This is a genomic window from Acaryochloris sp. 'Moss Beach', assembly GCF_021497025.1.
Lineage (GTDB): Bacteria > Cyanobacteriota > Cyanobacteriia > Thermosynechococcales > Thermosynechococcaceae > Acaryochloris > Acaryochloris marina_A.
On the sequence record NZ_CP071717.1, the window covers coordinates 2,843,297 to 2,857,957 of the forward strand.

Annotated in this window: 19 protein-coding genes; 12 read left to right on the forward strand and 7 right to left on the reverse strand. The window is 47.4% G+C overall.

Features of this window, described 5'->3' with window-relative positions:
• Window positions 1-18 precede the first annotated feature (18 nt).
• Window positions 19-837 carry an SDR family oxidoreductase gene (locus HRE53_RS13355; RefSeq protein ID WP_212663871.1) on the reverse strand — a complete coding sequence of 273 codons (819 nt, stop codon included), beginning with the start codon at window positions 835-837 and terminating at the stop codon, window positions 19-21.
• A gap of 116 nt (window positions 838-953) precedes the next feature.
• On the opposite strand from HRE53_RS13355, the gene HRE53_RS13360 reads away from it, so the two are divergent.
• A complete protein-coding gene (locus HRE53_RS13360) occupies window positions 954-1,790 on the forward strand; it encodes a GNAT family N-acetyltransferase (RefSeq protein ID WP_235111010.1) in 837 nt (278 codons plus the stop codon).
• A gap of 2 nt (window positions 1,791-1,792) precedes the next feature.
• Here HRE53_RS13360 and HRE53_RS13365 read toward each other — a convergent pair whose 3' ends face one another.
• Window positions 1,793-3,070 carry a hypothetical protein gene (locus HRE53_RS13365; protein ID WP_235111011.1) on the reverse strand — a complete coding sequence of 426 codons (1,278 nt, stop codon included), beginning with the start codon at window positions 3,068-3,070 and terminating at the stop codon, window positions 1,793-1,795.
• Between the two features lie 196 nt (window positions 3,071-3,266).
• On the opposite strand from HRE53_RS13365, the gene HRE53_RS13370 reads away from it, so the two are divergent.
• Window positions 3,267-3,479 carry a chlorophyll a/b-binding protein gene (locus HRE53_RS13370; RefSeq protein WP_212663874.1) on the forward strand — a complete coding sequence of 71 codons (213 nt, stop codon included), beginning with the start codon at window positions 3,267-3,269 and terminating at the stop codon, window positions 3,477-3,479.
• Window positions 3,480-3,557: 78 nt separating this feature from the next.
• On the opposite strand, the gene rpaB is transcribed toward HRE53_RS13370, so the two are convergent.
• Together rpaB and HRE53_RS13380 are read right to left on the reverse strand one after the other, a co-directional pair.
• Complete coding sequence (gene rpaB, locus HRE53_RS13375; protein WP_212663875.1) at window positions 3,558-4,271, reverse strand: response regulator transcription factor RpaB; 714 nt, start codon at window positions 4,269-4,271, stop codon at window positions 3,558-3,560.
• A gap of 150 nt (window positions 4,272-4,421) precedes the next feature.
• The gene (locus HRE53_RS13380; RefSeq protein ID WP_235111012.1) at window positions 4,422-4,571 is read right to left on the reverse strand and encodes a hypothetical protein; all 150 of its coding nucleotides are present in this window, start codon (window positions 4,569-4,571) and stop codon (window positions 4,422-4,424) included.
• A gap of 135 nt (window positions 4,572-4,706) precedes the next feature.
• Here HRE53_RS13380 and HRE53_RS13385 point away from each other — a divergent pair, with 135 nt between their 5' ends.
• The 5 genes from HRE53_RS13385 to ftsH4 all read left to right on the forward strand — a co-directional run bounded on the left by HRE53_RS13385 (window position 4,707) and on the right by ftsH4 (window position 9,291).
• Window positions 4,707-4,850 (forward strand): hypothetical protein, encoded by a 144-nt coding sequence (locus tag HRE53_RS13385; RefSeq protein ID WP_010470165.1) that lies wholly within the window; start codon window positions 4,707-4,709, stop codon window positions 4,848-4,850.
• A 500-nt stretch (window positions 4,851-5,350) separates the two neighbouring features.
• On the forward strand, window positions 5,351-5,503 hold the full coding sequence (locus tag HRE53_RS13390) for a high light inducible protein (protein ID WP_235111013.1): 153 nt from the start codon (window positions 5,351-5,353) through the stop codon (window positions 5,501-5,503).
• A gap of 111 nt (window positions 5,504-5,614) precedes the next feature.
• Window positions 5,615-6,571 (forward strand): RNA polymerase sigma factor, RpoD/SigA family, encoded by a 957-nt coding sequence (locus tag HRE53_RS13395; RefSeq protein ID WP_212663877.1) that lies wholly within the window; start codon window positions 5,615-5,617, stop codon window positions 6,569-6,571.
• 399 nt (window positions 6,572-6,970) lie between these two features.
• Entirely contained in the window at window positions 6,971-7,168 is a 198-nt protein-coding gene (locus HRE53_RS13400) for an electron transporter (RefSeq protein ID WP_212663878.1), read from the forward strand.
• A gap of 209 nt (window positions 7,169-7,377) precedes the next feature.
• The gene (gene ftsH4 / locus HRE53_RS13405; RefSeq protein ID WP_212663879.1) at window positions 7,378-9,291 is read left to right on the forward strand and encodes an ATP-dependent zinc metalloprotease FtsH4; all 1,914 of its coding nucleotides are present in this window, start codon (window positions 7,378-7,380) and stop codon (window positions 9,289-9,291) included.
• 71 nt (window positions 9,292-9,362) lie between these two features.
• Here the strand turns inward: ftsH4 and HRE53_RS13410 are convergent, their stop codons facing one another.
• The 3 genes from HRE53_RS13410 to HRE53_RS13420 form a co-directional block, all read right to left on the reverse strand.
• Window positions 9,363-9,857 carry a DsbA family protein gene (locus HRE53_RS13410; RefSeq protein WP_235106802.1) on the reverse strand — a complete coding sequence of 165 codons (495 nt, stop codon included), beginning with the start codon at window positions 9,855-9,857 and terminating at the stop codon, window positions 9,363-9,365.
• Between the two features lie 123 nt (window positions 9,858-9,980).
• Window positions 9,981-11,219 carry an IS256 family transposase gene (locus HRE53_RS13415; RefSeq protein ID WP_235106803.1) on the reverse strand — a complete coding sequence of 413 codons (1,239 nt, stop codon included), beginning with the start codon at window positions 11,217-11,219 and terminating at the stop codon, window positions 9,981-9,983.
• A gap of 52 nt (window positions 11,220-11,271) precedes the next feature.
• The gene (locus tag HRE53_RS13420; RefSeq protein ID WP_235106804.1) at window positions 11,272-11,427 is read right to left on the reverse strand and encodes a hypothetical protein; all 156 of its coding nucleotides are present in this window, start codon (window positions 11,425-11,427) and stop codon (window positions 11,272-11,274) included.
• Between the two features lie 180 nt (window positions 11,428-11,607).
• On the opposite strand from HRE53_RS13420, the gene HRE53_RS13425 reads away from it, so the two are divergent.
• The 5 genes from HRE53_RS13425 (at window position 11,608) to HRE53_RS13445 (ending at window position 14,450) form a co-directional block, all read left to right on the forward strand.
• Window positions 11,608-12,906, forward strand: a complete 1,299-nt coding sequence (locus HRE53_RS13425) for a Glu/Leu/Phe/Val dehydrogenase (protein WP_235106805.1) — start codon at window positions 11,608-11,610, stop codon at window positions 12,904-12,906.
• Window positions 12,907-13,008: 102 nt separating this feature from the next.
• Entirely contained in the window at window positions 13,009-13,422 is a 414-nt protein-coding gene (locus HRE53_RS13430) for a hypothetical protein (protein ID WP_235106806.1), read from the forward strand.
• A complete protein-coding gene (locus tag HRE53_RS13435) occupies window positions 13,419-13,793 on the forward strand; it encodes a hypothetical protein (protein WP_235106807.1) in 375 nt (124 codons plus the stop codon). The genes HRE53_RS13430 and HRE53_RS13435 overlap by 4 nt, the downstream gene beginning before the upstream one ends.
• A complete protein-coding gene (locus HRE53_RS13440) occupies window positions 13,783-14,127 on the forward strand; it encodes an HNH endonuclease signature motif containing protein (RefSeq protein ID WP_235106808.1) in 345 nt (114 codons plus the stop codon). The genes HRE53_RS13435 and HRE53_RS13440 overlap by 11 nt, the downstream gene beginning before the upstream one ends.
• 14 nt (window positions 14,128-14,141) lie before the next feature.
• Complete coding sequence (locus HRE53_RS13445) at window positions 14,142-14,450, forward strand: hypothetical protein (RefSeq protein ID WP_235106809.1); 309 nt, start codon at window positions 14,142-14,144, stop codon at window positions 14,448-14,450.
• Window positions 14,451-14,661: the final 211 nt, after the last annotated feature.

Consider the following 14,661-nt stretch of genomic DNA (forward strand, 5'->3'; position numbering starts at 1 on the left):
CCTAGTGAATGAACTGCGTTAAGACGGTTTTTGGTATTGCTGTTTGATTTGAGTCGTGGTCCATTGGAGTAGGCCAGGAAAATACCGTTTGATTCGGGTCAGGACTCGGGAGGGCAGATCAGGAAAGACCTCTGGTTTGTTCTGCTGAATGCCCTGAAGGGTGGCTTGCATGATTTTATGGGGATCCGTGGTCATCCAGTGAGGCAGATCCGCTTTCCCTTCAGCGAGGGATCCAAAGCTATCTGAGTTGAGAATCGGTGTCCGACTAAAAAAGGGATAGACAGTGGTGACCTGGACGTTGAAGTCCTTGACCTCGTTGCGAACGCCATCACTATACCCCCGTAACCCAAATTTACTGGCGGCGTAGCCGGTTAACCCGGTTGGGGCGATCCAGCCAGCAACGGACGAAATATTAACGATATGGCCCTGGCGACGGGTAATCATATCTGCCACAAACCGGTTACTCAAGCGCATGGGGGCAAGGAGATTGAGCTGCATCATTAACTCCCACCGTTCAGTGGGGGTCTCATCCATGCGCCCATAGAGGGCAATGCCAGCATTGTTGATTAAAATGTCGACGGGATGATTGAGGGCTTGAACGTTCTGATAGAGAGACTCACACCCGTCCACGGTGCCCAAGTTGGTGACAAAGCTAGGCAGTAGTTCTCCTGGGTGGCTGTCTGGGTTGAGTTGCTCGGCCTGTTGTTCCAGCAAGGCGGCATTGATGTCCGTGCGGATTACTCGACTGCCTGCCTCCAATAAAAGCTGAGTGAGTTCATGGCCAAATCCTCCGGTTGCTCCGGTTAAGAGCACAACGGCATTATTTAACTCGGTCATGGATAGACCTTCAGTTACTGTGATCAAATTGTAAAAGATGTGGGGATGTCAGGGATCTATTGCATATTCACTTTTATGATCGGGAAGCCTACCCCTAATCATCTCTGAGGCAATGAATGGACTTCCAAATCCGACCGGCTCAAAAAACAGATCTCTCTAATATTTGGGCTTGGGCTGCACAAGAGTCCTGGAATCCTGGCCGGTATGACTTGGAGGTGTATTGGCAACAAAATAGTTTGCTGGTGGGGTGGTTGGCGGATCAACCCGTTGGCTGTATTTCTGCGGCCTCGTATGATGCAGACTTTGGATTTTTAGGCTGTTATTTGGTGGATCATCGTCATCGAGGCCATGGTTATGGTCGATTCCTGTGGGAAAAGGCGATTTCTTCACTTCCAGCCCGCTGTATTGGCTTAGAAGGGGCGGTGGCGCTGCAGGATACCTATCTCCGTCATGGGTTTATCAAATCCTGTTTGCATGTTCGCCATCAACTTCAGTCTGGCACGGGTGATCCGGTATCAGCGTCGCTGCAGGCGATTCATTCCGTCCCGTTTGAGCAGGTGCTGGACTACGATACGCGTCATTTTGTGGGGATGCGATCGCATTTCCTGCATCATTGGCTAGCAAGCCCTGAAATGAAGGGCTGGGCAGTTGTTCAGGGAGATCAACTCCTGGGATATGGTCTGATTCGTCCTGCGGATATAGGGTATCGCATCGGACCACTCTTTGCCGATACGGCTGATGTCGCTCAGCATCTCTTGGGCGCTTTGTTACAGGTTCCGCCTGCCGATCAGCCCGTTTATATGGATGTGCCCCATAGTAATGAACAGGCAAATCAGCTGATGAAGCAATTTCAGGCTATTCCCCTGTTTAGTAATTGCCGCATGTATAAAGGGGTATTTCCTGAGCTGCCGTTAAATGAAATTTATGGGGTGACCACCCTGGAAATGGGATAGCTCTATAACTGCGTTCGCAGGATGGTGCCTGAGAGGGGATGGGCTGTGGGGGTATAGGACTTAAGGCCATACTCAGCGCCGTAATCGGTGCCTAAGCCGAAATACCACTGTCCTTGGTATTGGGTGAGGGATCGCGCAAACGTATCGGATTCAAACCGGAGAATTTCACACCAGTGCCGTGGGTTCGTCGCTTGTCTAACGCGATTAATAAACCGGAGTTTGCCAGCGATCCACTGGCGCTCACTGGTCAGGATAAACAGACCTTTGGGGGTAGTCAACACATCCCAAGGAACTTCCTGGGGCTTGAGCTGGATGCGCTGCACCTGGGTGTTGTTGGGGGCTAAGGAGTTGGCGACAAATAATCCAGGGGGTTGGATATGGGGATCTTCACTGTTGAGAACTTTGGTTCCTTGAGCGGTGTGAGAGATATAGCGTGATCCTTGACTCACATAGGCCAGCTGGGATTGGAAAACCGCCGTTTTTTTTACCTGGGTGGCTTGAGGGTGATTGGGGAATAGGGTGGTTCGATCTAAATCTTGCCGCTGAATCGGTTGGAGGGTTTTCCCAAGCTGCCAAGGACGCCCGCCTGCAAAGATGTAGAGGGAATCTTCAAACCGTGCCAGATGGGCAGGACTCGTGTTTAGGGTTTGGATATCCTGCCAGGTTTGTCCTTTATCCCCAGAGGCGATTAAATAGCCCTGGTTATCGGGTCTGCGAATCACCGACCATAATTGGCCTGCGAATCCTTCAATGGACCAGACATGCACTCCCCCTGGCAAAGTGCGAATTTTTTGCCAATCCTGCTGGAGACGGTAGATATTGCCCAAGTCCCAGCTTTCTCGGGCATCAATTCCAGGTGTATACAAAGCCGAGTCAATGGTGTGAAAGCTGCGAATTTCTTCTTCTGGAGCGACGAAGTTGAACTGAAACTGTTGGGAGCTGGGGTCGAAAAACCATAAGGGAATCGGTCCTTGATTGGCATTGCTATCACCATGGCCCAGATAGATCTGGTTCTCAAATGGCACCATTACCCACACATTGCGGGCATAGGGTTGAGCCTTGGCATACTGGCCTGTGGTAAAAGGTGAGCCCAAATTTTCTAGGCGCTGGGTGACATCAGTGGCCGGGATCTGAGCACAGACTTGGGCGGCCGAAGAAGACCCTAAAGGCCACTGCAAAAATTGGGAGGCGATCACGCCTGTACCGGCTATGACGCTGACGAGGATAAGTGCTAAGCGCCCATAGTGAGGTTGTTTAGGGAAGGAGGATCGGGTGTTCACAAGCGGGAAGTAAGACGTTTTTAAGCAAGAAAGCTGGGGCAGGTCTTAGTCCCCAGAATATAGCGGATGTATGAGCTGGCTCAACCGGATAATGGCCCGTGACCTTCAAGGGCGATCAGAGTATCGCAATGTTTCTTTACAAACCCATTTACTTGTGTTACATTTATTTACATAGTCAATTACGGAACTAACACACATGACATCTAGCGGATATACCTCTGACGATCGCGGTCGCATCAACCGTTTTGCAGTAGAGCCTAAAACTACAGCTAAAGCAGAGCCAGTATTTGGTTTCAACAAAGATGCTGAAAGATATAGTGGCCGTCTAGCCATGATCGGCTTCTTCGGAATTTTGTTGATTGAACTCGCCACCAATCTCACCTTTGTGCAGATTGTGACCGGCGCATAGTTGCCAACAACAGTATTAATAAAAAGCTGAGGCAGTACCTCAGCTTTTTGCTTTTAAAATGTCGGGCTATATCTTGCCTTATTCACCCCGTTGGATGGCATAGCCTACGCCCCGTACTGAAAGAATCAAGTCGGGTTCCTCAGTATCCTCTTTGAGCTTGTTTCGTAGGCGAGACATATGAACATCGACGACACGGGTATCAATTTTGCCGTCGGGACTATAGCCCCAAACCTTTTGTAAAAATTCAACTCTAGAGATGGGTTCTCCAGGGCGGCTAACCAGCAGCTCTAGTAAATTAAATTCGAGATGAGTGAGCTGAATTCGCTCTTGATCTTTGTAGACTTGCCGTTTATTGGTATCAATCTCGAGATGGCCCACTTGAATGACACCGGCTGATGTTTGGTGGGAAGCGTGGGATTTGGTGATTCGCCGCAGAATACAGCGAATGCGCGACTCTAGCTCTTTGGGTGAAAAAGGCTTGACCATATAGTCATCCGCCCCCATTTCCAGGCCCGTAATCCGATCGGCCACGTCTGAGAGGGCAGTCAACATAATGATGGGGACATCTGATTCTTGCCGAAGAGATTGACAGACCTGATACCCGTTTAGTTTGGGCATCATCACGTCCAAAATAATCAAATCGGGTTCTTGATGCTGAAAAACTTGCAGGGCTTCCTCGCCATCAGCGGCAGTGATGACGACAAACCCCATCATGGAGAGACGGGTTTCTAGGATCCGACGAATGCTAGCTTCATCATCAGCGACTAGGATTGTTTGCTGCTGATCTTTCAAACTGCTTTAGTATTCCAGAGACAGACAACGTTTAAGAGATAAGTACTCTTTGAACCTTAAATAACAAGCCCAAAAAAAGTATGAATATGAAGTTTTTTTTACATATTCTCAGAGGCTTCTAGAACTTGAGTTTAGCAGTTGGTAGTCGGTTCATTCGCATTGTTGTGCCAAAGTTTGAGCTTTCGGGGCAAGAGACCCCACTTGAGGCAGACGACGACCCCCTTTCCTTTGGCATGGGATAGGTGCTGTCCACTCAATGATTACAGTGGGTTGGACAAATATCGGTCTGGATATCGACACGGTTAAATCCTACAAAACCCTAGATACTCCATAGTTTGGACAACAAATTATTAATTGCTTGACATGCTGTTACATTTGCGTTACATTTATTTACATAAGGCAACAACACACATGAATTAATCGGAGTCTAATCCCATGAACACCTCTAACAACTTTTTTGGATTCAACCCCTTTGCTGAAGCTTGGAGTGGTCGCCTGGCTATGGTGGGTTTCTACGCCGCCATCGTTATTGAATTGGTGACTGGCAAAGGTGTATTGCATTTCTGGGGCTTGATGTAAGCGCTCCTAATGGTTGATGGGATGGGCTAATCATCCCAAGCTCACCCTGAAAGAGATGAAATGGCTAAAAATATTCAACCCTCATTCCCAGGCTTCAATTCATTGATAGAGATCTAGAATAGCCATCTAGCAATGCTCGTGAAGCCTGAAGCTTGGGACATCTGACGGGTTCAGCATCGAAAAGCTTAATACTCCTCTGGGGGTGGCCAGTTAAACGAACTGCAAAAAAGTCTTTAGTCCTCGCCAGATACGGGCTTGCCGTTTACCCAGTCAAAAATCCTACTAAATCATTATCAAATTGACCTCAGCTGCATGGCTGAGGTTTTCTTTTGGCGGTTATGTAACAAATAGTTAGCTGAATATGAGAAGTCGAAACCCTTATAAAACAGGCTTTTGAGACATATGTAAGGTGCTATCCTTTCATATTCTTGACAAAACGTTACACAGTAAGTTACATTTATTTACATAAGATTCATTCCTCGTTTACGGAGTCCAACGCTATGAGTACACAAAATCCAATTTGGGGTTTCACCGATTTTGCAGAAACCTTTGGTGGTCGCTTGGCAATGATGGGATTCTTTCTCGCCCTTGTGACTGAAGTTTTGACTGGTCAAGGAATTGTTGGTCAGGTTGCTACATTACTAAACTTCTAAACCGGTGTTTCGGGTTTAGAACGACTCTATTTCATCTTTAATATTTTTTCCCCGGCCTAGGCCGGGGAGCTTTATTCCTCAGTTATCTGTGTTTACCCAAACATCGCCATTATGAAAAATTCATTTGTTAGTAAAGATTCAATCACGACCTATCTGCGTGAGATTAGCCGCTTTCCTCTGTTGAATCACGAACAAGAAGTCATCTTTGGCAAGCAGGTACAGCGGTTAACAACTTTGCAGGAGTTGAAGCAAGAACTGCAGGACCACCTCGATCGAGAGCCGACCCAGAAAGAGTGGGCGAAGAAGGCTCAGGTGTCTGTCGCACAACTGCAGAAAGAACTGAAAGTCGGCAACAAAGCCAATCGCAAGATGGTGGAATCCAATTTGCGTCTGGTCGTCTCAATTGCCAAGAAGTACAACAAAGCCAAAGTTGAATTTTTAGATTTGATCCAAGAAGGCACGATTGGCCTGCAGCGGGGTGTCGAGAAATTTGACCCTATGAAAGGCTATCGCTTCTCTACCTATGCGTACTGGTGGATTCGCCAAGCCATGACCCGTGCGATCGCAGAACAAGAACGAACGATTCGCCTCCCCATCCATATCAATGAAAAGCTTAGTAAGATGCGCAAAGTGAAGCGCCAACTGTCTCAGACCCTGCACCGCGACCCTACCGTGGCGGAGCTGGCAGCAGAGATGGAGCTTACCCCTAAAAAAATTGAAGATTATCTCAACTATGCTCGTCGCTCCATTTCTTTGGATATGCAGATTGGTGACCAGAAAAATACGGAACTGTGGGAGTTACTAGAAGACCCCAACGAATCCCCCGATACCTATGCCACGGCATCTTCTTTACGGTCCGATTTGGCAAAACTACTCCAGGATCTCAGCCCTCAGCAGCGAGAAGTGATTACGTTGCGATACGGCCTGATTGACCAGAACCCCTTGACCTTAGCGAAGGTGGGAGAGCGTCTAAACGTCAGCCGGGAATGGGTCCGCCGAGTGGAGCGAGAAGCCTTTAAGGTTTTGCGATCGCAAAAAGTGATGCTGCAAGAATATATGGCTTGCTAAACCCCTTGTTCCAGTCTCAATCTGTGCATCAGCTACTCTTCGGTCTAAAAGAGTAGCTTTTTTTTGTGACCGGTTATGTAACAGAAATTTACATATCGGCAGTCTATGGTGTTAGTCGGGAACCTTAGGTTTTTGGTTTTACCAGGGAGATTGAGTGTTAAACAGAGCCGACTATATTATGCTGATTCATCCTTTTATTGATTTTTTTCCATATAAATATGTCTTTATCTCGAAATAGATTAGATTTACAGCTTTATAAGCCTATTTAATTTCTTTTTTGAGATCTATTAAGCCTGGGTGAATTCAGTACCACCAGTTTTAAATACTCGCAACTTTTGTTGACATTCTGTTACAAAACAATTAATATGGTTAACATAACGTTACGCAAAAGAATTCACCATGTTTGCTCCCCTCGTCGTGCTAGCCCGCAACATTGTCGGTCAACCCAGATTTATCAAACTCCGGGGGAAAGCCATTGCCCTGCATTCAAAAGCGATTACCAATGTCTGTAATCAGATTGGTATTGATCGGAGTCGTCGTCAGGGTTGGATTCGACTAGCACGCGATAACGGTAAACGTCTTGGCTTGCTGGCCTAAAGGATGAGTCAGCGTGATGCCCATCTCCCTCCTAGAGCAGAGGCGCAATCACCAGACTGGCTTCATTCTTGCAAAGAGCTGCATCCCTTTCTGTAACTCAGCTCTACAACCGTTCAAACTTCTACTTTTGGGTGGCTCATCTTCCGGGTAATTCAAGATTTCTCACTTGCTTGAACCATCCTGCTCATTCTTTAACTAAGGACATTCTCATGCCTGTAAACGATAAACCTCGACGCCCACGGCCAAGCCTTCTCAGCTCGATCTTGCTGGTGCTGCCTTTGGTGTTAATAGTGGTCAATTTAGTCTTGACCTTTGGTAATGGTCCGCGCGTCTCTAAAGTGCCCTACAGCTTTTTCATCGAGCAAGTTCAGGATGAGCAGGTGGCTCGGGTCTCCGTTGGCCAAGACATCATTCGTTATCAGATGAAAGATATGGATGGAAACTCCGGGCAAGTTCAAGAAACTACTCCTATCTTCGACTTAGAACTCCCCAAACTCCTCGAATCGAAAGGCGTGGAATTCGCCGCTACCCCTCCTGCTGGCAATCGCTGGTTCACAACTCTACTGAGCTGGGTCATTCCTCCCGTCATCTTCGTCGCCATCTTCCAATTCTTTAGTCGTGGTGGCATGGGTGGCGGTGGTCCCCAAGGTGCTCTGTCTGTGACTAAGAACAAAGCCAAGGTCTATGTCGAAGGCGATGACAATAAAGTCACCTTTGATGATGTCGCTGGTGTGGAAGAATCTAAAGCCGAACTCGAAGAAATTGTTGAGTTCCTCCAGTCTCCCAAGCGCTTTACTGATATTGGTGCCAAGATTCCCAAGGGTGTTCTTCTAGTGGGTCCTCCGGGAACGGGTAAAACATTGATGGCTAAGGCTGTCGCTGGTGAAGCTGGGGTTGCGTTCTTTAGTATCTCGGGTTCAGAATTTGTTGAACTGTTTGTCGGGACGGGTGCGGCTCGGGTTCGTGACTTGTTTGAACAAGCTAAAAAGAAAGCTCCTTGCATTATCTTTATTGACGAATTGGATGCCATTGGTAAATCTCGTTCAGGTGGAAATGGTTTCGTCGGTGGTAATGACGAACGGGAACAAACCCTTAACCAGCTATTGACTGAAATGGATGGCTTTGGTGCAGGAGATGCCACGGTTATCGTCCTAGCAGCCACCAACCGTCCTGAGACTTTAGACCCAGCCCTGTTACGTCCCGGTCGATTTGACCGCCAAGTTCTTGTAGACCGTCCTGACCTGACCGGTCGTCTAGCTATCTTGGAAATCTACGCCAAGAAAGTGAAGCTCGGTGAGAATGTTGACCTCAAAGCCATGGCCACACGTACTCCTGGATTTGCAGGCGCTGACTTAGCCAACTTGGTTAATGAAGCGGCACTACTCGCTGCCCGACGAGGGAACAAGGTAGTGGAGACCCAAGACTTTGCGGAAGCAATTGAGCGAGTAGTAGCGGGTCTAGAGAAGAAGAGCCGCGTGCTCAACGAGAAAGAGAAGAAGATTGTGGCTTACCACGAGGTCGGTCATGCCCTTGTCGGAGCCAAGATGTCAGGTTCGGATCAAGTGGAGAAGATTTCCATTGTTCCTCGCGGTATGGCTGCCTTGGGTTACACGTTGCAAGTGCCTACTGAAGACCGGTTCTTGTTGAATGAGGCTGAACTTCGAGGTCAGATTGCGACTCTACTGGGTGGACGAGCGGCTGAGGAAGTCATCTTCGGTAGTATCACGACGGGTGCTTCTAATGACTTGCAGAGAGCGACGGATCTTGCAGAACAGATGGTGACCTCTTACGGCATGAGCGAGGTGTTAGGTCCCCTAGCTTATGACAAGGGTCAGCAGAATAATTTCCTCGGTGGGGGAATGAATGCTCGTCGTGCAGTCAGTGATGAGACGGCTAAGGAGATAGATAAGGAGGTTAAGGGTATTGTGGAGACGGCTCATCAGGAAGCTCTTACTATCCTGAAGGGAAATAAGGAGCTGTTGGAGATGATTTCTGAGCAGTTGCTGGAGAAGGAAGTGATTGAGGGAGATGGTCTCAGAGAAATGCTGGCTAAGGTGCATCCTGAAACCCATGTGCAGTCTGAGCAGCATGTTCAAGAGACTGAAGAGCCTCTAGCTGTCTAAAACGTTCCACTGATAAATTCCTTTGATTGCCCTCTGCACAGCAGAGGGCATTTTTTTTGCGCTTGAGCTGCTCAAGTTCTAGCTAAAATGGCATCGACTGCAGCTGCATTGAAGGGGAGCTGAAGAATTTGACCATTGAGGGCAAAGAAAGGTGTCCCGGTGATACCAAGTTGTTGGGCAAGGGCTAAGTCAGCATCGATTGCTTTTGTGGCGGCAACACTGTTGCGATCGCGATCAAACTGCACCAGATCCAACTGCAGCTGCTGAGCAATGTCGGTGTAGAGTTTTTCCCCCAATTCGTCTTGGCGAGCAAAGAGGGCATCATGATAAGGCCAAAACTTTCCCTGTTGCTGAGCAGCCCAAGCAGCCTGAGCGGCAGGCAAGGCTTGATCATGAATGGCCTGAAGGGGAAGGAATTTATAAGTAAAGGTGAACTGGTCAGGATTTTGTTGCAAAAAGGCCTGAACATCACTTGCCGCTTGGGCACAAAACGGGCATTGAAAATCGGAGAATTCTACTAGAAAGTTCGAGCTATTCTGAGCACCCGTGGTGGGTGAAGTCCCCACTAAAGCATTGGGCTTAAGCTTTTGGAGCGCTGCTTGCTGGGCTTGTTGCTGGGCCTGTTTTTGGTTCTGTTGATAGGTCTGTACCGAGAGAGTGTTTAGATTTTTGTGTAAGCCGTAACGTATTCAATAGTTGAATCGTGTTGGGAACAGAATAGCAAAATGGGACAGCGCCGCCTTCCAATTCAAAATCGGTCTGGTCCATCTCTTCGAGATATTCCTCATCGCCAGAAACATCAATTTGTAGACAGACTCTTCATTCGGGAAGACAGCTTTGGTCTTAATCACCTTTCGCAGTGAGCGATTGAGCGACTCAATGGCATTAGTGGTGTAGATAACCTTTCGGATGGCCATTGGGTACTTAAACAACGGAGCAATATTATCCCAATGCCGTATCCAGATTTGGCTGATGCCAGGATACGTCTGGTCCCATTTGTTGGCAAACGCATCCAAGGCAGCCTCAGATTCCTCCAAAGTGGCCGCTTGATAAATGGGCTTGAGGTCTGCAGCTACGGCTCGACTTTCCTTCCAAGGCACATGGCGCAAACTATTGCGAATGAGATGAACGATACAAACTTGAACTTGAGTATCGGGATAGACCGATTCAATCGCCTGGGGAAAGCCTTTGAGACCATCACAGCAAGCAATCAAGATATCCTGAGCGCCTCGGTTTTTAAGGTCTGTGAGCACTGAAAGCCAGAATTTTGCTCCCTCCCGCTCGGCAGCCCCTATCCATAATCCCAACAGCTCTTTGTTTCCCTCCACAGTTACCGCTAGCGCGACATAGACGGCTCGCTTGCTGACTTGGCCATTGACTTTGATGTTCACATACAGGGCATCGAGATAGACAATCGGATACACCTCATCCAATGGTCTTGAGCGCCAGTCTTTAACCTCCTCCATGACACTATTGGTGACGTCACTAATCAGACCCTCAGAGATATTGGCCCCATACAGCTCCACCAATTGAGCTCGAATATCACGAGTGGTCATGCCACGAGCATATAAGGCGATGATTTTCTCGTCGAGTCCCGCGATACGTCGCTGGCCTTTGGGCACGAGGACAGGCTCAAACTCACTGCAACGGTCGCGAGGAATCGATAGGTCCATCTCTCCTTGTTCAGTCTGGACGGTCTTTTTCGAGTAACCATTGCGACTGTTTCTAGGGCCATGAGAACGCTCATCGACGGAGGATTGATGCAGGTGATGAGTCAATTCACCTGCCAAGGCTCGTTCCACTAGGCGTTTGCTGAGTTGTTTGAGCAGTCCTGATTCGCCCAGAATATCCTCTGGCTGTGGATTCTCTCCAATGAGTTCATCCAATAGCTCATCAACTCGATTGGGTACTTGTTTCTTTCTAGACATGATGCGGTCTCCTGGTGTGTTTGGATTCTAGACCGCTTACACAAAACTCTGATCAGTCTCGTACCGATTCAATAATGACTTCAGGATGATTACGAAGGATCTGTAAAACCTGCTCTTCTAAGTTGTCTACGGCCCAGACTGGATTGCCCCAACCAAACCATAGCCATAAACTCAGCAGTCCCATTGCCACAAATCGGAGTGATTGCATTCGTCCCCCTTCCATTGGTTTTAGAGAATAATAGCGTGTTTTATTCTCTCTCCTGGCCCTTGGCCTCGAAGCAGCTAATTTTTGCGTTTCGTTATGTTTGTTGAATCAACACTGCGATCGCAATCGCAAACCCAACGTCGGGAGTAGGCTGGAATTAGCCTTTCACAGCAGGATGTTCTCGTGGGTACGGACAATCAACTCTTTAGCGATGCCACTCACCGTTTAACCACTGCCTTAGAGCATGTGGACTTGCCCGAAGATGTTTTAGAAACTTTGAAATATCCCAAGGCTCAACTCGGGGTTTCTATTCCGGTGCGCATGGATAATGGCGAACTGAAAATCTTTCAAGGCTATCGCGTCCGCTATGACGATACTCGCGGTCCAGCTAAGGGTGGAGTTAGGTATCATCCAGGTGTTTCCATTGATGAAGTCCAGTCCCTAGCTTTTTGGATGACCTTTAAATGTGCTGCCCTAAACTTACCCTTTGGAGGTGGCAAGGGGGGCATTACGGTAGATCCCAAAGCTCTCTCGCGGATGGAACTAGAGCGTTTAAGCCGGGGCTATATTGATGCCATTGCCGATTTTATTGGGCCTGATGTTGATATTCTGGCGCCTGATGTCTATACCAACCCGATGATAATGGGCTGGATGATGGATCAGTACAGCATTATCAAACGCCAGATTTGCCGAGGGGTAGTGACGGGGAAACCCCTGGCGATTGGTGGCAGCGTCGGCAGAAATACGGCCACGGGAATGGGAGCCTTTTTCGTGATTGAGGCGATGGGACCCAAGTTGGGCTTGATTCCTGGGCAAACCACAGTCGCAGTCCAAGGGTTTGGAAATGCTGGTGCTGTTGTGGCTGAACTGCTAAATCAAGTGGGTTATAAAGTCGTTGCTGTTAGCGATTCACAAGGGGGGATTTATGCGCCTCAAGGTTTGGATATTGCCAGTATCCGCAAGCATAAAGAAGCCAGCCGCTCCATGAAGGCGGTCTATTGTGATGGCAGTGTCTGCAGCATTATTGAGCATGACACGATCACCAATGAAGAGCTGCTGGCTTTAGAGGTAGATGTGCTGATTCCCGCAGCGTTGGAGAATCAAATTACGGCTGATAATGCCAAGCAGATCAAGGCGAAATATATTTTCGAGGTGGCCAATGGTCCCGTCACTTCAGCCGCAGATGCAATTTTGGTGGAGGCGGGTACGACGGTTTTCCCAGATATTTTGGTGAATGCGGGGGGAGTCACGGTCAGCTATTTTGAATGGGTACAAAATCGGAGTGGCCTGTACTGGACGGAGCCAGATGTGCAGAAGCAGCTGCAGCAAAAGATGGTGGAGGAAACAGAGACGATTTGGCAAGTTTCCCAAACTAAAGAGATTTCAGTAAGAACAGCAGCCTATGTGCATGCCCTAAACCGAATTGGTGAAGCCGTCACAGCTAAAGGGACTCGAGATTATTATGCAAATCACCAATCTTGACTGGTGGCATATAAATACCCTGAAACAACTAGTATTATTAACGTTCAGGTGCCTTTCAGGGCATCCTTAATAGTAGAGAGTGCTGGATAAATCCCTACTGCTATGAAGTCTTTTAATAAAGGACAGGCCATTGAATATACTGCCAACCTTGGATGGACGAAGGCTGATGCAAAAAGAGCTGTTGATAACCTTCCATTTCCTATAGATGAAATTGCTATTCTAAATGCATTAGTTCGATTTGCTGGACCAGAATTACTAGAAAGACAGAGAAAGCAAGCAGCCCAGAAGGCTCTAGTAACTAAAAAAGCCAAAATGGTGAAGGATCTATCTCAGCAGTTTGAACATATGGTTGATGATTATGAAGCACAAATTCAAGATGACCGTAGTGCCTTCGTAACGTTACTCAAAACGCTTTACGGTATTGCTCAAAGATTTGGATACCAAGATAACTGGATAGACAGCCTTCTAGCAACTTATGCCCAATACACTAAAAATGGGCAGGACGAAGCCGCATGAATATTACTCGTCATCAGCTCATTGGCTTAGGCGCAACTCGTTATTTAACCATTTTGCTTACCCGAGAATTACAACCAGTCGGTAAAGAAAAATGTTCATACCTTTATCAAATGGTTGATGTGATTAAATCGATTCAGACTAAGCAGAAGCAACCTAGAACTCGCAAAAAGACGAAGGCTACGCTCGCAAAATTGTTGCAATCTCTGCAAACCTTCTCCTTGAATGTTGTTTCAATCCCTTTTGGTACATCGAAGACCAGCACATCGAAAGCGGTAAAGCATTTACTGAAATCAGCAACCAATTCCAAAACAACTCAGCACAAACTGAAGGCAGCTGAGCTAAAAGGGAAGAGGCTTTCTCATGTCCAGTGAAATCGAGAGACAGGCCGCAAAGCTGATTCAAGATCTCAATCCCAGAAGGCTACGTCCTCACCGAAAAAAAGCTGCTCGCATCAAAAAATACTATAGCCCTAGGGCTCAATTTAATCGATGGCGCGATTCTGACGAAGGGCAAGCCTGGAAGCAGCAGCAGTATGAACAACTGATTAATAGTCAGTGCCCAGAATGTGGACTGAAGCTACCTAGTATTGAGTATTTTCAGATTGATCACATCAAGCCAATTAGTACTCATCCAAAGTGCGCCATCGAGCTTGATAACCTGCAGTTGTTGTGTAGTCCTTGCAATCTCAAAAAATCTGCAAAGTAGACAGAAGAAACGATATGGTGCCACTCGCAAAGTTAGACCAATTTGTGTATGCACAAAAATCTGTGAGGGGAGAATTACCGTGGAAAGTTCAGGTATTCTGTGCAAACTACCAGACGTGCATCAAAGCTTCTCATAGTCGTAAAGGAAGCCGTACAGGAGAGTACACCCTCAATCAAAAGACCTTGATCCTCGAATATCAGAGAGATATAAAAACCGTTCTAGGATTGCTGAATCGCCTCTTAGAAAGACATGGCGCGGAGAAAACTATTGATCAATCAACAAATACGATTCGTATTTCTCAAGAATATAGGGATCATCATTAAGAATACAAAAACCGCAAGAATCGGGAAAGTGATTTACTCTAAACGCGGACCATGTGTTGAACAAACATGGTTTTTATAGAATCCATTTAGGATCTTCTAAGTAGAGAGCAATAGCCTGATAAAGCATCAGTGCATTTAAGGCATTGCATCAGGTCATACTCAATGGGGCACTGCCATGAATATTAGTCTGGGCCTTCTAGTAAGAAAAATT